Annotated in this window: 18 protein-coding genes; 6 read left to right on the top strand and 12 right to left on the bottom strand. The window is 40.1% G+C overall.

The features are described from left to right. Positions 1–484: 484 nt before the first annotated feature. The 6 genes from SYJ56_RS17450 to SYJ56_RS17475 all read right to left on the bottom strand — a co-directional run bounded on the left by SYJ56_RS17450 (position 485) and on the right by SYJ56_RS17475 (position 7,949). A complete protein-coding gene (locus SYJ56_RS17450) occupies positions 485–781 on the bottom strand; it encodes a rhodanese-like domain-containing protein (RefSeq protein WP_323836308.1) in 297 nt (98 codons plus the stop codon). 5 nt (positions 782–786) lie between these two features. After that, complete coding sequence (locus SYJ56_RS17455; RefSeq protein ID WP_323836310.1) at positions 787–2,622, bottom strand: T9SS type A sorting domain-containing protein; 1,836 nt, start codon at positions 2,620–2,622, stop codon at positions 787–789. Between the two features lie 5 nt (positions 2,623–2,627). Beyond that, a complete protein-coding gene (locus tag SYJ56_RS17460; protein ID WP_323836312.1) occupies positions 2,628–3,284 on the bottom strand; it encodes a PASTA domain-containing protein in 657 nt (218 codons plus the stop codon). A 230-nt stretch (positions 3,285–3,514) separates the two neighbouring features. Then, positions 3,515–6,589: a M43 family zinc metalloprotease gene (locus tag SYJ56_RS17465; protein ID WP_323836313.1), complete on the bottom strand. Its 3,075-nt coding sequence runs from the start codon at positions 6,587–6,589 to the stop codon at positions 3,515–3,517. An 11-nt stretch (positions 6,590–6,600) separates the two neighbouring features. Then, positions 6,601–6,849 carry a NifU family protein gene (locus SYJ56_RS17470; protein ID WP_323836315.1) on the bottom strand — a complete coding sequence of 83 codons (249 nt, stop codon included), beginning with the start codon at positions 6,847–6,849 and terminating at the stop codon, positions 6,601–6,603. A gap of 5 nt (positions 6,850–6,854) precedes the next feature. After that, positions 6,855–7,949, bottom strand: coding sequence for an Mrp/NBP35 family ATP-binding protein (locus tag SYJ56_RS17475; RefSeq protein WP_323836317.1), 1,095 nt, complete (start codon positions 7,947–7,949; stop codon positions 6,855–6,857). A gap of 154 nt (positions 7,950–8,103) precedes the next feature. Between SYJ56_RS17475 and dnaG the strand changes: the two genes are divergently transcribed. From dnaG to SYJ56_RS17500, 5 genes are all read left to right on the top strand, one after another. Then, entirely contained in the window at positions 8,104–10,041 is a 1,938-nt protein-coding gene (gene dnaG, locus SYJ56_RS17480) for a DNA primase (protein ID WP_323836319.1), read from the top strand. Between the two features lie 85 nt (positions 10,042–10,126). Beyond that, positions 10,127–11,338 (top strand): bifunctional 3,4-dihydroxy-2-butanone-4-phosphate synthase/GTP cyclohydrolase II, encoded by a 1,212-nt coding sequence (locus tag SYJ56_RS17485; RefSeq protein WP_323836321.1) that lies wholly within the window; start codon positions 10,127–10,129, stop codon positions 11,336–11,338. A gap of 81 nt (positions 11,339–11,419) precedes the next feature. After that, positions 11,420–12,076, top strand: a complete 657-nt coding sequence (locus SYJ56_RS17490; RefSeq protein ID WP_323836323.1) for a hypothetical protein — start codon at positions 11,420–11,422, stop codon at positions 12,074–12,076. After that, complete coding sequence (gene surE / locus SYJ56_RS17495) at positions 12,077–12,862, top strand: 5'/3'-nucleotidase SurE (protein WP_323836325.1); 786 nt, start codon at positions 12,077–12,079, stop codon at positions 12,860–12,862. A gap of 78 nt (positions 12,863–12,940) precedes the next feature. Beyond that, positions 12,941–14,890 carry a tetratricopeptide repeat-containing sensor histidine kinase gene (locus SYJ56_RS17500; protein ID WP_323836327.1) on the top strand — a complete coding sequence of 650 codons (1,950 nt, stop codon included), beginning with the start codon at positions 12,941–12,943 and terminating at the stop codon, positions 14,888–14,890. Here the strand turns inward: SYJ56_RS17500 and SYJ56_RS17505 are convergent. Together SYJ56_RS17505 and SYJ56_RS17510 are read right to left on the bottom strand one after the other, a co-directional pair. Continuing rightward, the gene (locus SYJ56_RS17505) at positions 14,876–15,748 is read right to left on the bottom strand and encodes a type 2 periplasmic-binding domain-containing protein (RefSeq protein WP_323836328.1); all 873 of its coding nucleotides are present in this window, start codon (positions 15,746–15,748) and stop codon (positions 14,876–14,878) included. The two genes, SYJ56_RS17500 and SYJ56_RS17505, sit on opposite strands and share 15 nt — an antisense overlap. Before the next feature lie 361 nt (positions 15,749–16,109). Continuing rightward, positions 16,110–18,548, bottom strand: a complete 2,439-nt coding sequence (locus tag SYJ56_RS17510; protein ID WP_323836330.1) for a glycoside hydrolase family 31 protein — start codon at positions 18,546–18,548, stop codon at positions 16,110–16,112. Positions 18,549–19,143: 595 nt separating this feature from the next. Here SYJ56_RS17510 and fbaA point away from each other — a divergent pair. Next, positions 19,144–20,205, top strand: a complete 1,062-nt coding sequence (fbaA, locus tag SYJ56_RS17515) for a class II fructose-bisphosphate aldolase (protein WP_323836332.1) — start codon at positions 19,144–19,146, stop codon at positions 20,203–20,205. 201 nt (positions 20,206–20,406) lie between these two features. Here fbaA and SYJ56_RS17520 read toward each other — a convergent pair whose 3' ends face one another. The 4 genes from SYJ56_RS17520 to SYJ56_RS17535 all read right to left on the bottom strand — a co-directional run bounded on the left by SYJ56_RS17520 (position 20,407) and on the right by SYJ56_RS17535 (position 24,912). Continuing rightward, a complete protein-coding gene (locus SYJ56_RS17520) occupies positions 20,407–21,315 on the bottom strand; it encodes a hypothetical protein (RefSeq protein ID WP_323836334.1) in 909 nt (302 codons plus the stop codon). A 97-nt stretch (positions 21,316–21,412) separates the two neighbouring features. Then, positions 21,413–22,399 carry a 6-phosphofructokinase gene (pfkA, locus tag SYJ56_RS17525; RefSeq protein WP_323836336.1) on the bottom strand — a complete coding sequence of 329 codons (987 nt, stop codon included), beginning with the start codon at positions 22,397–22,399 and terminating at the stop codon, positions 21,413–21,415. A 3-nt stretch (positions 22,400–22,402) separates the two neighbouring features. Continuing rightward, positions 22,403–22,774, bottom strand: a complete 372-nt coding sequence (locus SYJ56_RS17530) for a methylglyoxal synthase (protein WP_323836338.1) — start codon at positions 22,772–22,774, stop codon at positions 22,403–22,405. Positions 22,775–22,869: 95 nt separating this feature from the next. Continuing rightward, positions 22,870–24,912 carry a S9 family peptidase gene (locus tag SYJ56_RS17535; RefSeq protein WP_323836340.1) on the bottom strand — a complete coding sequence of 681 codons (2,043 nt, stop codon included), beginning with the start codon at positions 24,910–24,912 and terminating at the stop codon, positions 22,870–22,872. Positions 24,913–25,076: the final 164 nt, after the last annotated feature.

Consider the following 25,076-nt stretch of genomic DNA (forward strand, 5'->3'; position numbering starts at 1 on the left):
TAAATAAAAACATTCAAGAATAAGACTCCACAAATCGGATGAAGGAGCGTCCTTCATTGAGTAAGATCAAAGGAAATCAGCGTCCTTTTGGGCTTTATCTGCCTAGCGGTAGCCAGTACTGCGGGAACTCAGGGACTAATTGTAGTCATTTCAGAAAAAAGCCATTTGTGTGACACGAACGGCGGCGGTAAAAGAAAATATTACGACCAATTACTGACGACCAAAATAATAATAAATTGTGCTCTCCGTGTCACCCTCAGTGCTCTGTGTGGCTATAGTTTAAACGAAAAACTCCCCGAAGGGAGTGAGTGTTAAACCCGGACTATGAATTAGGATTCGTAACGAGGGTTCAAACTGCAAGAAAATCAGTCACTTTGGAGATCGAGTCGTCCCGTACGTACGGGACGGTGAGAGCGAAAAGTGAAGCATAGCGACTGATTTTGAGGCGGTTTGAAGCCGTAGTAGATTTGCTAATGCATGCGGGTTAAAGATTTCTATAAGCTAAAATTCCACCGGTGGTATTCCGGACTTTAGAAAAGCCTTTGGTCTCTAGAAATTTCTTAGCATTCATACTTCTGGCGCCAGAGCGACAGTGAACGATGATTTCATTGTCTTTATACGCTTCTATTTCGTCGAGTCTAGTAGGCAAATCTGCCAAAGGGATATTTATAGCTCCCAAGTTGTCATCATCGTATTCCCATTCTTCACGAACGTCTAGAAACACAAATTTTTCATTTTTATCCAATCTGGATTTCAGGTCTTCTACAGTTATATCTTCCATTTTTTTTATTTAACTAAAATTCTATATGATAGCATTCCAGCTTCAGTAGTCAAGTTTAGTACGTATACTCCCGGACGCTGTCCAATAAAATTAACAATTTCTCCCTTGGATGAAAGTTGGTGCTCAAGAAAAATCTCTCTTCCGAAAGAATCAAAGATTCTTGCCTCGCTAAATTTTCCTTCAAGGTTGAGCAGCGTTTCCACTGGATTTGGATAAATTCGTATGCCTTCCTCAGGAACAGATGCTTCCTCAAACGGTGCGACCAAGCTGATGTGTGGTCTGATCATCAGCGATCCACGGACTTCATCATTTTGAGCCCAAGCACCTACTACATTGTAAAACAGCTTGTCCCCATTGTCATTTACCTTATCCAGGCCTACGTGGATAAAGTCATTACTAAACTGAGTAAAGCCGATGTAAAAATCGCCATCAACTCTTATGTTCGTATCGAGAGAATAATATAGAAACTCCTGACCGGCTTCTTTTACAGGAATCAGATCTTCTCTGGTAAAAAGGGGAGCTTCTTCCAGATCACTCCATACGTTGATATCTATAGCTTGATTGGCTTGCATAGGGTTGGTGAAATTGATCGAAATTCCCTTGATGTAAACTTCCTTTGGGGTATTGTATTTCACCGCCAATTGACCGGATCTTTGATTGATTCCGGCGGCATAATCAGCAGAACCATTGTCATATGCAAAGTAGTCAAGTAGTGGGAGTGAGGTTCTTACTGTATCGTTCAGCTCATAATTTACAGTTGAGAAAAAGGTAGTGTCTCCAGCTACCACTTCGTAAAATAATTCATCTCCTGAGGTGATTGAAGAAATGATTTCCAAGCTGGTTTCATTCTCCGGGATAGGGATTTCTTCAAATCCATTACTCTCAAATTCTCTTCGCTCCAGCGCATTTGGAACTGGGTTGAAAGGTGTATTGAGATTGATTGATGTTTTGGTCATCGTAGAAGAATCATTGATAACGATGGAGTATTCCATTGCCCGAAAGCGGTTCTCCAAATTGTAGAATTCATTTTGTACAGTGCTCCAAAGTCCTTCTTGATTTGCTTCCAACAGTACAAATGGATATGCGCCATAATCCCCGATTCTAAGTTCATTCGTTCTGGTAAGACTTCTGTCTCTGTAGGCAAGATCGGTGCTTGTTCGACCATCATTCAAGTAAATGTAATCAAGCAACCAGCTATCAAATGGTCCAGATTGCCTTCCTTCGGAAAAGAATCGAAACTGGAAAGCGTCATGTTGCCAAGTAGGAAGAATCTTGACTATTTCTTGAGTGAAAACATCAGTGTCAAGCCCGACTCCACCAACTTGGCTCCAAACAGTAATCCAGTTTCCTTCAGAATTCAGGATTTGTAAAGTCAGGTGATCACTTTCATCAGGTAGCTCAGCTCTTCCCGCTGCCTGCCAAAAGAAGCTTAAATACAGACTTTCGCTATCTGAAGTAGTTAAAGAACCCAAATCAAAAGGCTTAGAAGTCAGTACGTCTGTTTCACCTTGATCAAATTGCGATAATGAATATTGATTGCCATTTGCATCCACACCATCAAATAGAATCATTCCAATGGATGGAGCATTTAAGCCGATGGTTTCTGTGTAAGACGCTCCTGAAACAATCCATTTCAGCGTATCTATACCTTGAGAAAAATCATCCCAAAAGGGGAGTGTATTGCTTTGAGAAATTCGCGAATTTTCTTCAGAAAGCGTGTGACTTCTGATTTTGAGATGCTGGATTGGCGCTAGCTCCATCAATTGGCCATGAGCCAAAGTCGAGATGAATAGAGCTGTAAACAGCCCTACCATTCGAAGAATATGGAGGGGTTTGAGCATGTAGCCTATAAATTATCTTTAGCAATCCAAAGATCGATTAATTCACCGGTTTTCACTTGCGTAGTTGCTGTAGGAGTTTGTCTCAATACTTTTCCTGCTCCCACTGAATCAGTGTCAAGATAGTATTTGTTGCCTACTCTTAGGCTCGAACCCAAAATCAAGAATTCAGCTTCCACCTCGTCCATTCCTTTCAAATCAGGGACAGCAAGTATTTGATTTCCTAATCCGTCACCCACTACCAAGTCTATTCTCGCACCTTTGGGAATTTCAAATCCTTCGGAGACAGAGACACCTCTGTATTTTTGCTCTAGCACTACATTGGTAGCTATGTCTGGAACATATACGATATCGCCTCGCTCAAGACCCATATTTGCCAAAATCTCCTGCACGTTCTTCAAATGAGAATTGACTAAATTTGGCATTTTTAACATCGGAGGATTCTTGGCATTCAACGTGAGGTAAATGGTTTTACTGCTTTTTACCTGCGAGTTTGCTTCTGGGATTTGTTTCAAAATAGCAAAGGTCTTAAGATCAGTATTGAATCCTGAGTCAAGCGATACCTCGTATTGAAGTCCTGCACGATCTAGGATATCTACACCTTCATCGAACGTGTAGCCTGATAAATCAGGAACAGAGACGGACTCACCATGATTGGTGTACATGGGAAGGTAAATTTTCAAAAAAAGGAAGCCCAGTAAAACTGAAATTCCGATAATCACTAGGAGGTTAATTAATATCTTTTTCAAAAGAGACGTTGAATGAAATGCCTGAGAAATTTTAATAGTTAAAGATAAGCGGGAAATTCAATCCTTACAACGAAGGATTCCTCTAAAACTGGTGAAAACCTAGGGCAAAAAATAAGCCGAAGAGGATTTCTTCAGCCTATTTCTAGTTAATTTATAATTAACCTTCTCGTTTCCCGTATTGTGTTGCTGGATATTTGTATAATAAATACACCCTTAGAGAACAATTGGGTGCTAAACGAATAAGTCTGGTTAAGTGTACCTGGGTATTTAATTTCTTGAACTAGAGCTCCGGTACTAGAAATTACTTGAATGGTCACATCTTCATAATCAGGCAAATTGAAAGCGATATTAAATATTTCACGTGCTGGATTAGGATATAGCCGAGTCATGCCAACTGCTGGGATCACAGGTTCAGGATTTGCATTTAGGAAGAGCTCAATATTATCCAAATAAATAGGTGCGTCGGATTCTTCACCGTTTTCTATTACAAATGCAATTCGTACCTGAGTTTTTTCTGCCCCAGCAAATTCACTTAGGTTGACATATTTGCGTACGTAATCTCCCGCACTATTTGGATTGGATTCTCCTACAGTAACCGTAGATAGTTCTGTTCCACTAGCTGTCCAAACTTCTGTATAATCGATCCCGCCATTTTCACTGGCCAGTACTTTTAGGGTGGTCGTAGAGCTGACTTGCCCAGCTGATAAGTCAAAAAAGATACTCGCCTGACGACTTACAGAAAGATCGAAAATAGGAGTGCCCAACCAATAAGTTTGACCATCAGCGTGAGTAGATAGTTCGGTTACATTATTTGGGCCATCACCTGCAGATAAAGAAGAAACTGACCATGCCTGAGCATCTGATTCAGGATTTACAGTTTGCCAAGGAGTGAGTGCACCGGAGTTGTTGAAATTTTGTCTCCAAGGGACGGGGATAGTAGTTGCATCTTCTATCACGTATCGTGTAAGACTTCCTGAATTGTCCCCATTCTGATCGAAGTTAGGTTCAGAAGCTACGAATTCAAGTTTGTTTTTTCCTGAGGAGGTGGATTTAGGAGTGCTGACGTTAAAACTTTCCCCAGGCTGCACTGTACTGCCACTTGCTACATAGGTTTGAGTTGCGCCATCATTTGCACTTGTTGAATACAAGAAACTTGAAAAAGGCAGATTGCCAGTGTTAGTCAATGTTACTATCTCAGCTTCATGTGTACCGTCGGAAATTGGAGAAGGAGATACAAGAGAGTCTACACTTACATCATACTTATACTCCTCATTTGGAAGGATTCTGATGTTTTTGATATAAATATTATTTCCGTAAGTGTTTTCTGTGATAAAAGCCAACCGAACAGATCCTAGATCAGAAAACTCTGATAGATTCACTAATTCTGTTCTGAATTGATTGTTATTGGTCGGAATAAATTCATCGAGGGTAGCTGAGCTAGTTTCTAATTGTTGACCGCTCTTCCTATACGGGGCATTTGGGATGTCAAATATATTTCCACAATCTGCCGATATAGCTATAATCAATTCATCTGAAAATCCATTCTGATCATATTGAGCATATGCCATTTCAAATACAAGTTGCGCATTGGGATATTGAGCCAAGTTGATGATAGGAGAAATGTAAAAGTCAAGTTGTCCTTGTGCTTCGTATTCGTAGTGTCTTACATAAACCAAGTCTTGTGCAGTACCCGAAATAGTTAGGCTTTCCTTTTCCCAAGTCATTAGATTATCTGGATTAGAAATCGACCATGGAGTAGGGAAGGAGCTGAGATCTTCCGTAAGGGGAAGACTTACTGGCTGCTCAAGAATAGGGGTGACAATTTGACTGTTATTTGTAGAAACATTGTCTGTAGCATCATTTGCTTGAGTGATTCTGAATTCAACAGTATTGGTGTTGGGGAGAAGCGTGAACTCATTAAAATTCACTACAAATCTTTCTCCAGTCATTAGATTAAAAGTAACTCTCTTGGATTCTATTAGTGCTCCATTTCGTCTAAGTTCTACTCTTCCTGAAGTCAAAGTATTTTTCCCTGCATTTAGGATCTCTACAGATGGGTTAATAGAAGGGTCGCACTCAAAGTCACTAGGTTCTATTACTCTCGCTATTGCCAAATCATTTTCAGCAAGCACAGGCTCTATGGTCGCTCTGTTGTTGATCAAAGTGACTCTTCTAGGGCTATTGGCCAATACTACTTCAAATCGCTCTACCTGACCTCTTGTGAATAAATTCATACAGGCGTCAGGTGTATAATCCATGTAGTTTTGAATCATATCATTTGAGTCGCAACTGAAGCGGGTAGCATTAGGACTGCAAACAGTATTGGAATTATCTTGCAGTGGCGTATCATCTACGAAATCATCCACTCCACAGCCTCCATCACCCCAAATATGCCGCAAACCAAAAAAATGCCCTACTTCATGGGTAGCCGTTCTTCCTTGCGATGATGGTACTGCACTTCCTCCAATGCCGAAATACCTATAGTCTATAACTACTCCGTCTGTAATGGCTGATGATGGGGCGCCACTGAGGCCAGGTAAATCAGAAACAGGGAAAGATGAATAGCCTATGTAGGGATTAACTAATGGAGTCACATAGAGATTCATATACTCCTCTGGATTCCACTGAATCAGCTGTCCGATTATGCTGGCATCAGTATTGGGATCATAAGATGATTTAGGTCCAATAGTACGTGTTATCCCATTTGAAGGTAATCCAGAAGGATCTTGTTTGGCGAGCACAAATTCTATATTGATAAGACCAGCAACCGGTAAAAACTCGGAAGGAGTACTGACGGCATCGGCATTTTGCCGCTGGAAATCTTCGTTTAAAATTCTGATTTGCTCCTCTATTTGCGAAACTGGGACATTGCTAGCTTGCCCAATAGATTCTCCATTATGAATCACATGAATTACCACGGGAATAAGGATTGGATCAGCATTAATTCTAAATAGTTGAGGTTGATCCGTTTTATGCTCTATTTTATCATTAATCCAACTTTCAAAAAACGGCTTTGAACCAAAGTAGCCCAATTCCTTTTCCATTTTTTGTTCTAAAATCACATGACCACATTTTTCTCTATGTGTATGAGAATTAGTCTGGTTTAGTTGATCTGTGATATCAAGGGTTTGGAATTGCTGCGCAAAGCCTGATGAAAACACAAAAAACGCTCCCAAAAGGAGCATGCTGGCTTTGTCAATAACCCGTAAACCTTTTTTCATTCAAATTCTAATTAAGCAACAGTTAGGTTGACGGCTTCTACTCGTATGATTTCAGGAATTGCACGTTTGATTGCTTCTTCTACACCAGCCTTTAGCGTCATGGTGGACATAGGGCATGTACCGCATGAGCCCAATAATTCCAGTTTTAAAACCATATCGTCTGTAAGCTCTACGATCCTAACATTTCCGCCATCTGCTTCCAGATATGGGCGAATTGTGTCTAGTGCAAATTCTATTTGTTCTCTAAGTTCTGGTTGCATATTCATTAAGCTTTGATTTCTACCACCTCGGTTTTATTCTTTGAGGCATTTCTAATAGCAATTTGTCTAGCTATTTCTTCAGCTAGTCTCATATAAGATTCTTGAGTGATTCCGTTTTTCAATACAGCAGGGTAGCCTGAATCTCCACTTTCTCTAATGCTTTGTACAATTGGAATTTCCCCCAAAAATGGTACCTCGTATTTCTCTGCCAATTTTTTTCCTCCCTCTTTACCGAATATGTAATACTTATTATCGGGAAGTTCTGCGGGTGTAAAATAAGCCATATTTTCAATAACACCTAAGATGGGTACGTTAATTTGTGGCTGTCTGAACATAGATAATCCCTTGTTAGCATCTGCTAAAGCGACTTTCTGAGGTGTGGTTACTATCACAGCACCTGTCACCGGTACAGTTTGCACCATAGTCAGGTGTATATCTGAAGTCCCCGGAGGCAAATCAATCAAAAGGTAATCTAGCTCTCCCCATTCCACATCAGAGATAAACTGCTTCAATGCTGAACTGGCCATTGGACCTCTCCAAACAACGGCGCTGTCTACTGGTGTTAGAAACCCGATTGACATTAACTTTACGCCGTATTGTTCTATTGGAATAATTACGTTTTTTTCTCCGACTTTTTTCACAGCCGGCTGCTCAGACTCCACATTGAACATGGTGGGAATCGAAGGACCAGAAATATCAGCATCTATCAATCCAACTTTTGCGCCGGTTTTTGCCAAAGAAACAGCCAAATTCACTGCTGTAGTTGATTTTCCGACACCACCCTTCCCTGAAGCAATCGCAATGATATTTTTCACTTGGGGTAAAACCGGTGCCGCATCTCTAATTGTAGTGACTTGGGAAGTCATGAATAAATCCCACTCATAATCTTTCCCAAAGTCTTCCTCCAGCACTTCTAAGCAATTATTTTTAATCACCTCCTTGAGAGGGCAAGCTGGAGTAGTAAGAACTACGTTGAAGCTGGCTTTGGTACCGTTGATTTCAATTTTCTGTATCATTCCCAGTGTCACAAGATCTTTCTTTAAATCAGGGTCTTGTACTCGGGAAAGTGTTTTCAGGATATTATCCTTAGTTAACTGCATGAGGTAAATGTTGTAATTTCCGGCAATTTAGAGCTTAAAGGCTTCTAAATAAAATACGAAGTAAGATGTATTGTAGATGTGAACTACGTGAAACTGCTAAAAGTTCTTATTTTTTTTTGGATTGAGCGCTTAACTTTGCTTCATTCATTCTCCAATGGGCATCAGCAAACTTACAACGGACAGGGTCAAAGAACGCATGGACATCGAAGAGGTGATCGGTGATTATTTACCTATGAAAAAGAAAGGCCAGAATCTCTGGGCGAATTGTCCGTTTCATGGGGAAAAAACACCTTCATTTTCGATTTCGCCAGCTAAGCAAATCTATAAATGCTTTGGCTGTGGCAAAGCAGGTGACCCAATACAGTTCGTGATGGATATTGAGGGAATTGGCTTTCAAGAGGCGATCAAGCATATCGCGGGGCGATACGGTATCGAAGTAGAAGAGGATGAAGCGCGGACTCCTGAACAGAATGAAGCACAAAATGAGAGAGAAAGCTTACTGATTGCTTTAGGCTTTGCTCGTGACTTTTTTGTGAAAAACCTTCAAACTGATGAAGGAAAATCAATCGGTCTGAGCTATTTCAAAGAACGCGGATTTACACCTGCAATTATTGAAAAGTTTGACTTGGGCTATGCTCTTGAAGGCTGGGACAATCTCCTCAAGGAAGCCAAATCAGCTGGATTTAAGGAAGATATCCTATTGAAAGCAGGGTTGATTCTCCAGAAAGAAGGCGATGCTTCCCGTGTTTACGATCGCTTCAGGAACAGGGTCATTTTCGCTATTCACAATATCAGTGGTAAGCCACTGGGCTTTGGTGCACGGATTCTAACCAAAGACAAAAATCAACCTAAGTATATCAACTCACCCGAGACACCGGTTTATCACAAAAGTGATGTGCTCTACGGGATGTTTCAGGCGAAAAAGGCGATTCGTGAGAAAGATAATTGCTACCTGGTAGAGGGCTACACTGATGTGGTGAGTATGCATCTCTCAGGAATTGAGAATGTGGTAGCTTCTTCTGGCACTTCTCTTACGGAGGGTCAGATCAAACTGATTAAGCGATTTACGGATCAGGTCACGGTACTTTACGATGGCGATGCTGCGGGGATCAAAGCTTCACTTAGAGGTATTGACTTGTTGTTGGAAGGTGGGCTGAATGTAAAAGCTGTAGTTTTTCCGGATGGGGAAGATCCGGATAGTTATTCTAGAAAGGTCGGATCGCAGACATTTCAGGACTATCTGGAGAATAATAGCCGCGATTTTATTGGGTTTAAAATTGGCTTGTATAAGGAGGAGTTTACTAAGAATCCGATTCGAAAAGCCGAAGTGATCCGTGAGGTAGTTCAAAGTATTGGGAAAATCCCTGATCCGATTATTCGCTCAGTTTATGCAAAAGAAGCTTCGGGACTTTTGGGGATAGAAGAGGATGTCATCCATGCAGAACTGAATAAAATACTTCTAAGGAGTCAGAAGGATCATTACAATAATCAGAAGGATGATATTTTTGCCGATGAGGCAGTGGATGAACTGATTCCTAATGAGACTGCTACCTCTTTCTCCGAAATTCTGAGAATTCAAGAACGTGAGATGGTTCGGATTTTAGTGAATTATGGCTGGCAGAAACTTAGTGATGAAGAGATGCATTTGTGTCAATATTTGCTTTCGGAGACTGAAGAGCTTGATTTTACTACTCCTATTTATAATAAAATTTTAGATCTCTATCGGCATAGTCTGTTACAGGGAGAAATTCCAACCTCTGAATATTTTATTGGTCTAGGTGATCAGGAAGTGCAAAAAGAGGTGATAGATTTAGTAACTGTTCGTCATGAAGTGTCACATCATTGGGCGGATACACATCAGATTATTATCAATACAGAATCAGATGATCTTACGCTTACAGGCTTTAAATCTATTTTACGATTAAAGAGAAAGATGGTGCAAAAGCTCATGGAAGAGGCCAAGGGGAAAATAAAAAATGCTGAGTCAGAGCACCTTGATGATGACAAAGTACATGAGTTTCAGGTGATCTACTTCGAACTCAAGAAAGTACAACTTGAGATTGATAAAGAGCTTGGAATAGTCATTGGTTAAACCAAACTTTATTTGGCCTCATCCTGTTTAAGATTTGAAAGCGTGTAAATTTGCCTTTCTAAAACCTAATTCAAACACAAATTTCGTGGAAAAATATATTCTGGATCCTATAGAAGATGCAATAGAAGCAATCAAAAATGGGGAAGTAATTATCGTCGTGGACGACGAGGATAGAGAAAATGAAGGTGATTTCGTATGTGCAGCTGAGACTGTGACTCCAGAGATTATCAATTTCATGGCAACTCATGGACGAGGTTTGATCTGTGCGCCACTGATCGAGGATCGATGCGAAAAATTGGGACTAGAACTCATGGTGGGAAATAACACTGCTGCTTTTGAAACGCCTTTTACCGTGTCTGTTGATTTAATTGGACATGGTTGCACCACAGGAATATCTGCTGCAGACAGGTCCAAAACCATCAAAGCCCTCGTAGATGATTCTATTGATCCCAGTGAATTGGGTAAACCTGGACATATTTTCCCTCTCAAAGCCAAAAGAGGTGGAGTGCTTAGAAGAGCTGGTCATACCGAAGCGGCTATTGATTTAGCCCGTCTCTCTGGCTTTTCTCCCGCAGGAGTACTTGTGGAAATCATGAATGAAGACGGGACTATGGCCCGACTTCCCGATTTGGTTGAAGTTGCTAAGAGATTTAATTTGAAGTTGATCTCCATCAAGGATCTGATCGCTTTTAGATTGAAGCATGAATCGCTGATCAAGCGTGAAATCGGGGTGGATTTACCTACTGATTTTGGTGATTTCGAATTGATTGCTTTTCGTCAGACCAATACCCAAGAACTACATTTAGCCTTACTCAAAGGCAAATGGGAAAAAGATGAGCCTGTGTTGGTTCGTGTTCACTCGTCTTGTATGACTGGAGATATCTTTGGCTCATGCAGATGCGATTGTGGACCGCAGCTACATGGCGCCATGCAGATGGTTCAAAAAGAAGGAAAAGGTGTGATTCTTTATATGAATCAAGAAGGCAGGGGGATTGGCCTGATCAATAAATTGAAAGCGTATAAACTCCAGGAAGAAGGAATGGATACTGTGCAGGCAAACCTTGCATTAGGATTGCCTTCGGATAGCAGAGATTATGGAGTAGGAGCTCAGATTTTGAGAGATTTGGATGTGAGCAAATTGCGTTTGATATCTAATAATCCACAAAAACGTGTCGGTCTATTAGGATATGGTCTGGAAATCGTAGAGCAAGTTCCTATTGAAATCGCTCCTAACGTGCATAATGCCAAGTATCTTCAAACCAAACGAGATAAAATGGGACACAATATTTTGAAGTAAAATCCTGTTCTAATCTTGATATTTGTCAATATCGATAATGAGCTTCAACCTGTTTCTCATTATTGCGTAAATAAAGTCATGATGGAAACCGTAAAAAAAGCAATTTTCTCCTTTAGCTTATTATTTCTGGGCATAGCTACATCATTTGCTCAGAATCAATTTCCTTCCCAAGTCTGGCATAAGGGAAATATCTATACCACAGATGGACAAGTCTATGGAGGAGAGATCAAGTACGATCTGGAAAACAACGTAGTTCAGCTTCAGGATCAAACTGTCAATACATTCACTTCGACCAATGTCACCTATTTTGAATTGTATGATGAGGTGTATGGTGGCATACGCAAGTTTTATAGCTTACCTTACGCTCAAGGTAATGATTATGCAACCCCAATCTTTTTTGAAGTATTAACCGAAGGAGATGACCTTGCATTGTTATGCAGAGAGTACGTGGCTACTGACTCCAGAGGTATGGGAGGATATGGTATGATGGGAGGATATGGTATGAATCCATTTTATGGGCCTCAATCAATGGTGGGCTATAAATTGGCATTCAAATATTACTTTCTGAAAAATGGTAAGATTGAACAATATAGCCTTAAGAAAAAAGATCTTTTTGAAATGCTTCCTGGTCACGATGATCAGATTTCACTTTTCATGCGAAAAAATCGCTTAGACTATGATAAAAGAGGAGATCTCCTTCGAATCACGGCCTATTACAACGAACTGAATCGAAACTAAATGTCCAAACCTTTAATTCTCGTCTCAAATGACGATGGGATCACATCCAAAGGGATACGTGTACTCGTGTCTGTTATGAAGAAACTTGGAGATGTGGTCGTAGTAGCTCCAGACAGTCCCCAATCGGGAATGGGCCATGCAATTACAATTGGAGAAACGCTCCGTTTGGAAGAAGTTGATATTTTCGATGGTGTAAAAGCTTACGAGTCAAGTGGAACTCCTGCCGATTGCGTGAAGTTGGCTAAGCATTATGTGATGAAGGATAGAAGTCCAGATTTGATTGTGAGCGGAATTAACCATGGATCCAATACTTCGATCTCAGTCCTTTATTCTGGGACTATGTCTGCGGCTATTGAAGGTGCATTGGAGGGATATCCTTCTATCGGGTTTAGTTTGTGTGATTTTTCTTCTAATGCTAATTTCGCACACGTGGAAGAATGGGTAGAGAAAATTACACGTCAGGTTCTTGAGAAAGGGATTCCAAAGGGGGTAGCTTTAAACGTAAATTTCCCCCCAAAGCAAAATGAGGAAATTAGAGGAATTAAAATTTGTCGTCAAGCTGAAGCCAAATGGCAAGAAGAGTTTGATGAGCGTTTTGATCCAAATGGAAGAAAGTACTTTTGGTTAGCGGGTAACTTTGTGAATTTTGATAAAGGAGAAGATAATGATGAATGGGCGATCGCAAATAACTATATTTCGATAGTTCCATGTCAATATGACCTTACAGCTCATCATGCAATTACTCAGATGAACAAAGATTGGGACTGGGAGGTACTTAAAAAGTAAAGTTCTAACGGTTTTCTTTTATCTATTGAGATTGTTTTTTAGTTGTTATTTTTAACATTTTAAAGTCGTATAAACCGCTTGAAAAGAATATTATTTTTCCTTTTGGTTTTCAGCCTGAACGCTCCATTCGGAGTGTTTGCTCAAATCCCGAATTTAGATAGTCTTAAAAACCATTTGCCTACAGCTAAGGGGGAGGAAAGGTTGACCATTCTAAATGAATTGTCATTCTACCTTCGAGAAATTGAGCAGCAAGTAGCGTTTGATTATGCTTTGGAAGCAGAAAAACTAGCACAAACACTTAAAAATAAAGCTGCAGAGGCAAAAGCCAAAGAAAATATTGGCTGGATATACTACCGTAGAGGTCAATGGCAAAAATCCTTCAATCACTCCAAGGAAGCATACGAACTTTCTATTGAATCAAATAATCTGGAGGAAGCTGCACGAGTTCTTAACAGTATAGGAGCACTATACTATGAGCAGAATAACTATCAGATGGCTATTAATCAGTTTAAAACAGCCTATGAAATTAGTGCCAAAGCAGATGATCTCTATACGATGATTAGAAGTCTCAATAACGTTGCCTTCAACTTTATACATCTAGATAAGCTTGATTCCGCGTTGTTTTTTGCCCATAAAGCTATTGAGGCTAATAGGACTGCAGGATCTCCCTATTTACTTTCTTTTTCCAATCGCATAATAGGTGACATTTACTTGAAAAGAAATCAAACTGATTCAGCAGAGATTATCTATGAAGAAGCTCTGGCTAATGGACAAGTGCAGGGTCATATTACTTTTCAAGCCAGTATTCTGCATCGGCTTGGTAATACATATCTACTGAATGGGAAACTAGAAAAAGCAAAGAAAGTATTGCTTGAAGGAGAGGAGTTATCTAGTCAAAACAGCTTGCTTGATGAGCTTTCAAAAAGCCATAAATACCTTGCTGAATATTACAGACAAATTGGAGATTATAAGGAAGCGTTCAGTCAGCAGTCCAAATTTGTTGCCTTGAATGATTCTTTGGTCAATAAATCCAGCAGAGATAGATTAGCACTGATGCAGGGGATGTTTCAGGATGATTTGGAGCACTCGGAGCTTGAATTACTCCTAGCACAAAATGAGTACCAGGCAACGAGGTTGGCTATGAATAGAAGAGTAATGATTCTAGTGGGAATTGGATCTCTTTTGATTTGTGGTCTCGTGATTTGGCTGTTTTTCCTAAATCAAAGAATTAGGAAATATAACGCGCACTTGATATCTCAAAAGCAGCAAATCCGGAAGCAAAATGAGGATTTGGCAGCCAATTCGCTGCAGCTTCAAGAAATCAACCAGACTAAAAATAAACTTTTCTCTATAATAGGACATGATCTAAGAGGTCCAGTAGGTCAAGTGAAATCTATTGTAGATTTAATGATTAATGGACAACTGAATCAGGAGGAATTTGACGAATTGATCCAATATTTAAAAAAGGGTGTAGACTCAGTGTATTTCACTTTAAATAATACGCTGAAGTGGTCTGTAGCTCAGATGGAAGGATTTAAACTTCATAAAGTAAACTTTAATCTTTCCGAGTTGGTAGGGTCTACCATTAAGCTGATTATGCCACAGTTAAAAGAGAAGTCACTTGTAATAGAAGATTTATCCTCAACAACTGACTTAGAAATTTATGCAGATCGGAATCTGATAGAGGTGGTGGTGCGTAATATTTTGAATAACGCAGTAAAATTCTCTAAACCAGGCGATACTATCCAGCTTTCGGTAGAAAGAGATAACAATATGATTACCTGGTGTGTAAAAGATCAAGGGATCGGCATGGAAGAAGAGCAAATCCAGGAATTACTTTCGGAAGATTATGTCATCTCTAATTCTAAATTAGGCACCAAAATGGAAAAAGGTTCTGGTCTAGGTCTTCAGATTTGTAAGGAATTTACACGAATGAACGGCGGCGATTTACATATCAAAAGCAAAGAAGGAGAAGGGACCAAGGTGTGTGTTAAGATTCCTGCCAGTAAGGTTTTAGTCAGCAATTAAGATGTGCTTGTAGGTAAGGAAATCTTCAATTGGGATTTCTTTAGATATAATTCCTAATTCTTTCATCGTGTTCATCGACTCTATCAGCTGAGTTTTGGTTATTTCAGCATTCGTCGCCCAGGTAGTTTGAGCAAACCATTCCTTTACATCGGGAGCATTTAGCTCATAGTTTTTTGAAATGTCTTCAATTGCAGTGAGACTGGTTTGGAGGCTTTTTGACGTTTGATAGACAAGGTCTCTCAATTGGAATACTATCTCGCCGAATTCAGCTAATGCTTTGTCGCTGGCAATTATTGCGAAGCATGGCCAAGGACTTGAGACTTCACCGATTCGCTTCATCTGTTTGGTGTCCACCCAAGGTTTGGTTGTGTACTTTTCCCAAAGAAACATCTCAGGTATTTCTGGATTCATCGCTTCCAAAGCACCATGAAGATTATTTACAATTTTAAATTCCAGTTTTTCTGAATCCCATCCTTCTCGTTTGGCAAGTACATAGCTCATTAGCTGTGATCCAGATCCTATTCTACTGATTAGAAAAGAGGGGGTAGTAATTTCATCCAATGAATTTACTGTTGAATCTCCAGATATATGTACTCCCCAGTTCAAAGGAGATTTGACATGAAAGCCAATCATTTTAGAAGGGTTTCCTACTTCAAAATCCTTTAGAAAGCTCTCTGTCAACACAATAGCGATATCGGTTTCGTCTTCTCTCAGATCCTTGTTCATCTGGCCGGAACCCCTAGACTCATCCTTCCAAGCTAGGGTAATTCCCATTTTTTCAAAGGGTTGTGCTGCGACTACTTTTTTCCAAGGGAAATTAAAATGCTCAGGAACTCCGGTAATTCTAAGGGTTTTCATAAGTGAGGAAGTGACTTAGGGCAAAGGTAAGAAGCTTGGATCAAAAGAATTTTCCGCTTAAAGAAATTAACCGTTCGTTTAATAGCAAGAGCAAAATTGGATCCCGAGCATACCAATACCCAAGTTCCGGATTTGTTAGAGATCCTTTTTTTTGAGTATCCGCTTAATTTCCCGAAGTTGCTTTGAATTATACTAGAGGTTCAAGTTTGGCAATTTCCTCCACCGCGGCGGAGGGCAAAGGGGATTTTTCAGGCTAGCACAAGGCATAATTCTAGTAAGTGAATTCAGAAGGGTCCGCATAATTTTTTTTAAAATCGGGCATCGGGCATTCGGGTCATTTAAAGAATGGAAATCCTATAAATCAAACTAATCCACCGATTTCTATTATTCCAGGTTCATTTCCCATCTCTAAATACTTCAACTTTGGGATAGACAGATGGGGATAATTTAATTCGGGTAAAGGATCGAATGAACTCAATTTATCCAAAAATGCAAAACTCTCTTCTTTCAATAACAAATTTTCATTTTTTACCTTGACAGAAGTAGTAGTAAATCCATGAAAATAAATTCTGTATGTATCAAATTCACTAAGAAAATTACCAGCAGATTCACTGATGTTTAGCTTTTCTTCTTGTGGTGAGTAAGTAAATGTACGCTCATGATATACACCCGACTCGAAATCATAACTCAAGCCGTCATCTTCGTAATGTACGAATGTACTTCCTTCACTTCCGGCATACAGATGAATTCTGAGAATACCATCGTTTTTTGCGGAGGTATGCGGGATATCCGACTGCAGCATAAGTAGGCTCCCTGCTTTCACATACAGGGGAAGATTATTTAATGGGCAATCTTGGTAAATAACTTGTCCGCCATGGTAAGATTGATCAGTAAATAGATAATACCAATTGCCTTTTGGTAGGTAAACTTTCATGATTTCACGGAAGCTTTCTACAGGAGCTACTAACAAGGCATCACAGAATAAATATTGGTTTTGGTAAGCAGGCAGAAAGATCAGAGGATCAGTAGCATATCCAATTGCTAGGCTAGCTGCAATAGGTAAGCCCGTTTGGCTACTTTTACGAAAGTTGCTGTACAAAGTGGGAAGAAGCTTGTAGCGTAGCTTCATGTAGGTTCTGGATATTTCTTCCACTTCTTCCCCAAAAGCCCAGGGTTCGGCATCATTGCTATTGATCATAGAATGTGCTCGGAACAGCGGGGAAAATGCACCTATGCTCATCCAGCGAGCATGTAAGGCTTTGGTGGCCTCTCCAGCAAAGCCTCCAACATCATAGCCGGTAAAAGCAAGCCCACTGATCCCCATGCTATTGACCAATCGTATTCCAGCTAGCATATGTTCTTCGGTGGAGAGATTGTCGCCAGTCCATACTGCCGCATAGCGTTGTACACCCGAAAAACCGGATCTGGTCAATACAAATGGGCGCTGATTAGGAAGGTTTTTAAGAGAACCTTCTTCGGTGCTTTTGGCCATTTGCATTCCATATATATTTCGGGATTTGCGGTGGGATGATGGATTTCCATCAAAATCAAATTCAATCAAATTCGGTGTAAACTGACCCCAGGAGGCAGGTTCATTCATATCTGTCCAGAATCCATCTACTCCTGCTTCTGTGTAAAAAGCCATTTTTTCCATCCACCACGCGCGCGTTTTGGGATTAGTATAATCTGGAAAAGCACACCAGCCAGGCCAGACTTGAGCAATATATTCTTTGCCATCTGGATAGTTAATAAAAAGACCTTGCGCTTTCCCTTCATCGTAAGGAATATAGCCAGGCTCAGTTTTGATACCAGGGTCCAAAATTACGATTACCCGAAAACCTTTCTCCTTAAGTTTGGCTATAAGTCCCTTTGGATCTGAGAATTTCTGCCCATCAAAAGTGAATACTTTGTAGTGCTCCATGTGATGGATATCTAAGTAGATCACATCAGCAGGCATTTTTTTGTCTCTAAATGTACTTGCTAAGGTCAGAACCTCCTTGTCAGGATAGTAGGAATACCGGCATTGTTGATACCCAAGCGCCCATTTAGGCGGTAGTTTCATTTTTCCTGTCAATTCTGAATAGCTACTGATAATCGCTGAGACACTTGGTTGATGAATGAAATAATAGTCCATATCCCCATCTTCAGCATTGAAATAAGTAAACCGATCGGTGGAAGCACCAAAGTTAAAAACTGTCTTATGGGTGTTGTCAAAATAGATACCATAGGCTTTTTCCCCATGTAAACCTATGTAAAATGGAATGCTGGTATATAACGGATCGTCATTAATTCCATATCCAAAATAGTCCGTATTCCAGTTAGTGTAAGCTCTTCCCCGGCGGTTTAGATTTCCGGTTTTTTCTCCCAATCCAATGAACTTCTCATTAGGCAGGAGTTCTTTGTAGCAAGTGACTTCAGTACCCAGCCAAGAGATCCCAAGGGAGTCATCTTTATTCAATAAAGTGCCGTCAGCATCGTAAAAAGTACAAATGCCATTCGTAAAACTGAATTGTAACTGGATCAATGAGGTGCTGAGATGAATTGTATCATCCTTTTCTTCTAGCTCAAAATCCACTGACTCAGCTTGGGCTACAATGGAGTATGGATTGGGATCAAAAGTCTGTTTTCTAGATGCCTGAATTCTGATAATTCCTTCTCTGATGACACTGATTTTGATTTGGGCTGCTGAGCTATGAGCGCTGAATCCTTGGTTAGTTTTTGACCAATTTTCTATTTTCCCTAATGGAGTATATCGGGAAGAAGAAGGTTGCTGGGGTGATTCTCGGAAGTTCTGGGACATGAAGTTGTTGCTCTTAAGCTAGGGAATGCTCCCCAATTTAGAACCAAAATCGGATCATAAAAAAAGGCGATTACTCAAAGCTTCTGGAATTTGATGCTAAACAAAAATACAATGTGCCGTATATGCAAAATTTGAATCTACTTTTATTCAAAATCTTTTAAAGAATCTATTTCTATCAGTTGTGTTTCCAAAATCATAAATTTTTATTGGTTTTTCGATCAAGCTTATTCTCAATAATATCAAAAAAATTTTCGAGGCTTAGCACACATCATAAATCTATGCAGTGCAACAGTGGAAAGTTGTGGCTCTGGCAGTGAGAAGATTTGCCGATCACTAAAGCCTACAATCCACACTTCATAGGGACGTCATCGGTCTTCTACTCCTTAAGGAAAGGATTTGAGGGGACTGGCATCATTGCGGATAATTATATTCCACTATGTTGAAATCGATTGCGGGCAAAGAAATGCTTTAGTGAGGTATATTTTAGAATTGGTTGTGGGTAATTATAAGTAAGGGATTTATATCTTTGAAGCCTAAGATAGAAATCGAACCCTTTTCGGGTACAATGAATTGAATTAAACAAACCTAATACGATATGAAATTTAAACCTGGAGTAAAATACGGTGAAGAGCTTAGAGATCTTTATGCTTATGCAAAAGAGAATGAGTTCGCAATGCCGGCAGTAAATGTGATCAACACCAACTCGGTGAATGCGGTATTGGAGACAGCTAAGAAGCTTAATTCTCCTGTGATCATCCAATTCTCAAATGGTGGAGCACAATTTTTTGCTGGAAAATCCCTAGCCAACGACAAACAGCAGGCAAGTATAGCTGGCGGTATCTCCGGTGCACATCATGTGCATTTGATGGCTGAGGCATACGGTGTACCTGTTATTTTGCATACAGATCATGCTGCGAAGAAATTGTTGCCTTGGATTGACGGCCTTTTAGACGCTGGTAAAGCTTATTATGCTACTCATAAAAGACCATTATATAGCTCTCACATGCTTGATCTTTCAGAAGAGCCTTTGGAAGAAAACGTTGAGATCTCATGCAACTACTTTAAAGAATTCGCAAAGCTGGAAATGGCTATTGAAATTGAATTGGGAGTAACGGGTGGTGAAGAAGATGGTGTAGATAATACAGACATTGATTCTTCTAAACTTTACACTCAGCCTGAAGAAGTGGCCTATGCCTATGAGCATTTGAAAGAAATCGATGATCTATTTACTATCGCTGCTGCTTTCGGTAACGTACACGGTGTATATAAGCCAGGCAACGTTAGCTTGAAGCCAATCATCTTGAAGAACTCTCAGGATTTCATCAAAGAAAAGCATGGGTTGACTGGAAAGCCATTGAACTTTGTATTCCATGGAGGATCGGGATCTACCGTAGAGGAGATCAGAGAAGCAAACAGCTATGGCTCTATCAAAATGAATATCGATACAGATATGCAGTGGGCATTCTGGGAGGGTATCTTGAATAACTACAAAAAGAATGAGGCTTATCTTCAAACTCAACTGGGTAGCCCAGATGGAGCAGATAGTCCAAATAAGAAATATTACGATCCTAGAAACTGGCTTCGTAAAGGGGAAGAGAACTTTGTAAAACGCCTTGAGCTTGCTTTTGACATGCTTAATGCCGTTAATAGGAATTAAACTTTCATTATCTTAAGAATTAAAAAGTCACCTGCAAGGGTGACTTTTTAGTTGTGGACAATGTGGTCGAAAATAGTTGGTGACATTGGTTTTTAAAATTTCTGTATTTTTTAACTCTACAGGAATTAAAACAAACTTAGCCTAGAGTCAAGGACGGATGCCATCTTATTAATCTTTAAAAACTGTAGCTTCTATCCAGGATTAGTTATTTGCTTTGACGTTCTCGATTTCATCTTGCAATTGTTTCAATTGATTGGCTGCGGTTTCATTGTCTGGTTCCAGTTCTATGACACGTTTAAACAGTTGAATAGCACGATCTTTTTGGTTATCAGCCATAAGAGCTTCACCATAGCTATGAAGCACATTTGGTGAGTAAGGAAATATCGCCGAGTTGATCTCAAATGTCAGTAATGCCTCTGGCAGTCGACCAGAATATTTAAATACATAGCCTAGTGTATTTAATTCTTTTTCTTTCCCAACCAACCTGTAAACATTGTTGAAGTGAGTTTGTACATGTCTATAAACCGAATCCAGTGGTTCTGACTCAAATAATTCAAGAAGGTATGTAGCAGCCCTGTAATTAGGTTCAGATGCATAGCCTAATGCAATCTGAGCTAAATCTGTTTCCAGATCATTGACTGGGAACTCGACAATCCTTGAGAACTCTTTTCCCTCTTTTTTGAAAATGAAAGTTGGTACTCGATGAATTAATTTTCCCTTTTCCTCTCCGTTTGGCCCTTGTTTATAAAGTTCTTCCCCATCATAAAGTGCAGTGAATTTTAACTGGCTTTCCTCAAGACCGAGCTCTTTCCAAAGTTTGATAAACTGTGGTACCCAGCGCTTGCTATCCCCACACCAAGTCCCGAGAAATATTTCAACTTCTGAATTTTCAAATGCATTTTTCCAATCTGTATTTTTTCCAGAAAGGTTGAATAAACGTTCATTCTCAACATACCAAGTTTGATAAGAGCTATCAGATTTAAGGGTTTCTAGCTTAAATTCCCCTGCCAAATGTTTATCTCCGGCAGCATTGATATAAGTCTTTGGGGTTTGTGCCAATAGAATGGATGAAAGAAATAAAAATAGCGTGATTAGAAAATAGTTCTTCATGAGGTATTATAAGATTGGAACTGAACAAAAATCTAAAATAATGCAAAAAGTCCAAGCTGATGAACTTGGACTTTAATTTTTCTAATTTTTGGGTCAATTAAGTAGATAGGATCTTCGCTACACGGAAATCATCCTCATCCACCGATTTATCATCGACAATCGCTTTCTTGATAGGAGTGTAGACTACTTTGTTATTGATCAACCCTGCCATCACATCATATTTGCCCTGAAGCAAGCCTTCTACAGCCGCTACTCCAAGTTTGGAGGCAAGTAGGCGATCATAAGAACTAGGGGAGCCACCACGCTGCAAATGCCCAAGAATAGTTACCTTGATATCGTAATAAGGAAGGTGCTTTTTCACCAGAGAAGCAATTTCAGTAGCTCCACCGCTTTTTCCGCCTTCTGCTACGATCACAATATTGGATGCTTTTTTAGCTTTTGTTCGTATTCTTAATTTGTCTACCAAATGCTCGATAGGCATTTTTTTCTCAGGAATCAAAATAGCTGCTGCCGCACTACCTATGCCTGCATTGATCGCAATGAACCCTGCATCTCTTCCCATTACTTCCACGAAGAAAAGTCTATCATGAGAAGTGGCTGTATCACGAATCTTATCTATCGCCTCTATGGCAGTATTACAAGCGGTGTCAAAACCGATAGTAGAATCTGTACCCGAAAGGTCATTATCAATGGTGCCTGGGAGGCCAATCGCAGGAACTCCATATTCCTTATAGAATAAGTGAGCTCCAGTCAACGACCCGTCACCACCAATCACTACCAATGCATCTATCCCATGTGTTTTCAGATTTTCAAAAGCAGTTTTTCTGCCTTCTGGGGTTCGGAATTCAGCACTTCTAGCGGATTTCAGAAATGTTCCGCCACGCTCAAGTACATGTGTAATATGCTTTGAATCTAGCTTTTTGATATCATTCATGATCATACCTTCGTAGCCGCGGTAGATTCCATACATTTCTATGTCATAATACAATCCCGCTCGTACTACGGCACGGATTGCTGCATTCATTCCGGGGGAGTCTCCTCCAGAAGTTAGAACGCCAATTTTTTTAATGGTTTTAGGTTCCATTTTTTAGGTTTGGGTGAAGGCTTTAAACATAAGTTCGGCAGAAGCCGGGTTTGTTGCCAAAGGGATGTTGTGCACGTCACAAATCCTCATTAGCATTTGAACATCTGGCTCGTGAGGATGCTTATCAAGAGGGTCTCTGAAGAAAACAACCATTGCAAGTTCTTTCTGTGCTGCCATTGCCGCAATCTGAGCATCACCTCCATACGGGCCTGAGAGCAATTTCTGAACTTCAAATCCAGCTTTTTCAATATGAGAACCAGTGGTGCCAGTAGCCACCAAATCTACGTCTGCCTGATGCAGTCTTTCGCGGAATCCACTTAAAAAATGAACCATGTCGGCTTTTTTACCATCATGGGCTATAAGAGCTATTTTCATCGAGTTTTAGGGTAATAGGTTCATGCCAAAGTTAGGAAAAAATATTTCCCTGATTGGTCGACTGATGTTATTTAAAGGCTACTTACATGTTAGGTTCAAATTAGATTTTCCAAATAAAGCAAGAAGGTATAATCCAAGGCCAACTCTTTCAGGGAATTGAATCTTCCTGAAGCTCCTCCATGTCCAGCATCCATATTGGTATGGAGGAAAAGAAGTTTAGAATCAGTTTTCATTTCACGGAGTTTTGCTACCCATTTGGTGGGTTCCCAATACTGCACCTGGCTGTCGTGAAGTCCAGAAGTGATCAGCAGGTTTGGGTAATCTTTTGCTTCCACATTATCATATGGTGAGTAGGAAAGCATGTATTCGTAATATTCTTTTTCCTTGGGATTTCCCCATTCCTGAAATTCCCCGGTAGTCAGCGGAATGCTTTCATCAAGCATAGTAGTTACCACATCTACGAAAGGCACAGCCGCAATCAGACCATTGAATAGATCAGGCCGCATATTCATTACAGCTCCCATCAACAAACCACCGGCACTTCCACCCATGGCATACAAATGCTCTGATGAAGTATATTTCTCAGCGATCAGATGTTCTGCACAAGTGATGTAATCAGTGAAGGTGTTGCGCTTTCTCAGCATTTTCCCATCTTCATACCAGATGCGTCCCAAGTCTTCTCCGCCACGGATATGTGCTATCGCAAAGACGAAGCCTCTGTCCAATAAACTTAAGCGGCTGCTGGAGAAATATGCATCCATGCTGAAGCCATATGATCCATAGGAATAGAGTAGGAGAGGATTTGAACCATCGGGAGAGAACTTATCGATTTTGTAAACCAGAGAAATCGGTACCATAACTCCATCTGGAGCCTTAGCCCATATCCTGGCAGAAGTGTATTCAGAGGCATCATATCCTCCAACGATTTCTTGCTGCTTGAGCAAAGTCTTTTCCTTAGTCACCATATGGTAATCGAAGGTACTGGCAGGAGTTACCAATGAATTATATCCAAAGCGAAGTATGGAAGTGTCAAACTCGGGATTGGTACTGATCCAGGCGGTGTATGTTTCATCGTCAAATTCCAAGGAGTGCCCAGCAGTACCATCCCATGGTTTGATGTTGATATTGCAAAGCCCATTTGATCGTTCTTGCACAACTAGGAAATTGGAGAAAATATCAAAGTCTTCTAAAAGCACAGTCTCGCGGTGTGGAATCACATCCTCCCAGTTTTCTAAAGTTGGATAAGTGATTGGGGCTTTTACCAGTTTGAAGTTCTGAGCCTCATGGTTGGTTCTGATCCAAAAGTGATCCTGATAATGATCTGCAGCGTATTCCAAAAATGGAACTCTAGCTTGAAGTAGGGTCAACTCTCCACTGGGATTGGCTGCATCAAGAAATCTCATTTCTGAAGAAATGGTACTTTCTGAATGGATGAGGATGTATTTTTCGGATTTTGTTTTATGGACTACACAGGAGAATTCCTCATCCTTTTCCTCAAAAATAAGAATGTCATCTGCGGTAGAAGTGCCCAATTTATGCGAATAAATCTGATAGGAGCGAAGTGTATCAGGATCTTGCTTGGAGTAAAAGAGCGTTTGATTATCAGCTGCCCAAGCAAAATTTCCTGTGATGGCAGGAATATGATCAGAGAGGATTTCACCTGTTTCAAGATCTTTGAAATGAATCTCATAGATTCTTCTTCCCACTTCATCTGCTGCAAAAGCCAGCGTTTTCAGATCGGAAGAAGCTGCTGTGCCGCCTACCTGATAATAAGCTTTGCCTGCTGCAAGTAAATTGACATCAAGAAAGATCTCTTCCTTGGCATCCAAACTTCCTTTTTTCCGACAGTACAATGGGTATTCTCCACCTGTTTCGTATTTAACATACCAGTAATAGCCGGATTTGAGGTAAGGAACACTTTCGTCGTCTTCCTTGATTCGTCCTTTCATTTCATGAAATAACCTTTCCTGAAATTCTTCAGTTGATTTTAGGCTTGATTTTAAGTATTCGTTTTCAGCATTTAGGTATTCTATGACTTCAGGATTTTCCCTGTCGCGCATCCAGTAATAATTGTCAGTGCGCTGATGACCATGTGATTCTAAGAGCTGAGCTATCTTTTTGGCTTTGGGTGCCTTCATTTTCTAGAGTATTTAAGCTTGCAATGTTAAGGAAAAAATTGGGCGTTGAGTTCTATTTTTTGGAGGAAAAAGACACTTCAATTGCAGTTTTGTCCATTAAAAATGTATTGGAAATAGATGTAGGTCTTGGATAGAAATGTTTTTTTTGAAATATTCAGTGAATA

The sequence above is a fragment of the Algoriphagus aurantiacus genome, assembly GCF_035156405.1.
Lineage (GTDB): Bacteria > Bacteroidota > Bacteroidia > Cytophagales > Cyclobacteriaceae > Algoriphagus > Algoriphagus aurantiacus.

Excerpts from the sequence above, each read along its gene's own strand:
- SYJ56_RS17450 (WP_323836308.1), bottom strand. The coding sequence starts at position 781 with ATGGAAGATATAACTGTAGAAGACCTGAAATCCAGATTGGATAAAAAT.
- SYJ56_RS17455 (WP_323836310.1), bottom strand. The coding sequence starts at position 2,622 with ATGCTCAAACCCCTCCATATTCTTCGAATGGTAGGGCTGTTTACAGCT.
- SYJ56_RS17460 (WP_323836312.1), bottom strand. The coding sequence starts at position 3,284 with ATGTACACCAATCATGGTGAGTCCGTCTCTGTTCCTGATTTATCAGGC.
- SYJ56_RS17465 (WP_323836313.1), bottom strand. The coding sequence starts at position 6,589 with ATGAAAAAAGGTTTACGGGTTATTGACAAAGCCAGCATGCTCCTTTTG.
- SYJ56_RS17470 (WP_323836315.1), bottom strand. The coding sequence starts at position 6,849 with ATGCAACCAGAACTTAGAGAACAAATAGAATTTGCACTAGACACAATT.
- SYJ56_RS17475 (WP_323836317.1), bottom strand. The coding sequence starts at position 7,949 with ATGCAGTTAACTAAGGATAATATCCTGAAAACACTTTCCCGAGTACAA.
- dnaG (WP_323836319.1), top strand. The coding sequence starts at position 8,104 with ATGGGCATCAGCAAACTTACAACGGACAGGGTCAAAGAACGCATGGAC.
- SYJ56_RS17490 (WP_323836323.1), top strand. The coding sequence starts at position 11,420 with ATGGAAACCGTAAAAAAAGCAATTTTCTCCTTTAGCTTATTATTTCTG.
- surE (WP_323836325.1), top strand. The coding sequence starts at position 12,077 with ATGTCCAAACCTTTAATTCTCGTCTCAAATGACGATGGGATCACATCC.
- SYJ56_RS17505 (WP_323836328.1), bottom strand. The coding sequence starts at position 15,748 with ATGAAAACCCTTAGAATTACCGGAGTTCCTGAGCATTTTAATTTCCCT.
- SYJ56_RS17510 (WP_323836330.1), bottom strand. The coding sequence starts at position 18,548 with ATGTCCCAGAACTTCCGAGAATCACCCCAGCAACCTTCTTCTTCCCGA.
- fbaA (WP_323836332.1), top strand. The coding sequence starts at position 19,144 with ATGAAATTTAAACCTGGAGTAAAATACGGTGAAGAGCTTAGAGATCTT.
- SYJ56_RS17520 (WP_323836334.1), bottom strand. The coding sequence starts at position 21,315 with ATGAAGAACTATTTTCTAATCACGCTATTTTTATTTCTTTCATCCATT.
- pfkA (WP_323836336.1), bottom strand. The coding sequence starts at position 22,399 with ATGGAACCTAAAACCATTAAAAAAATTGGCGTTCTAACTTCTGGAGGA.
- SYJ56_RS17530 (WP_323836338.1), bottom strand. The coding sequence starts at position 22,774 with ATGAAAATAGCTCTTATAGCCCATGATGGTAAAAAAGCCGACATGGTT.
- SYJ56_RS17535 (WP_323836340.1), bottom strand. The coding sequence starts at position 24,912 with ATGAAGGCACCCAAAGCCAAAAAGATAGCTCAGCTCTTAGAATCACAT.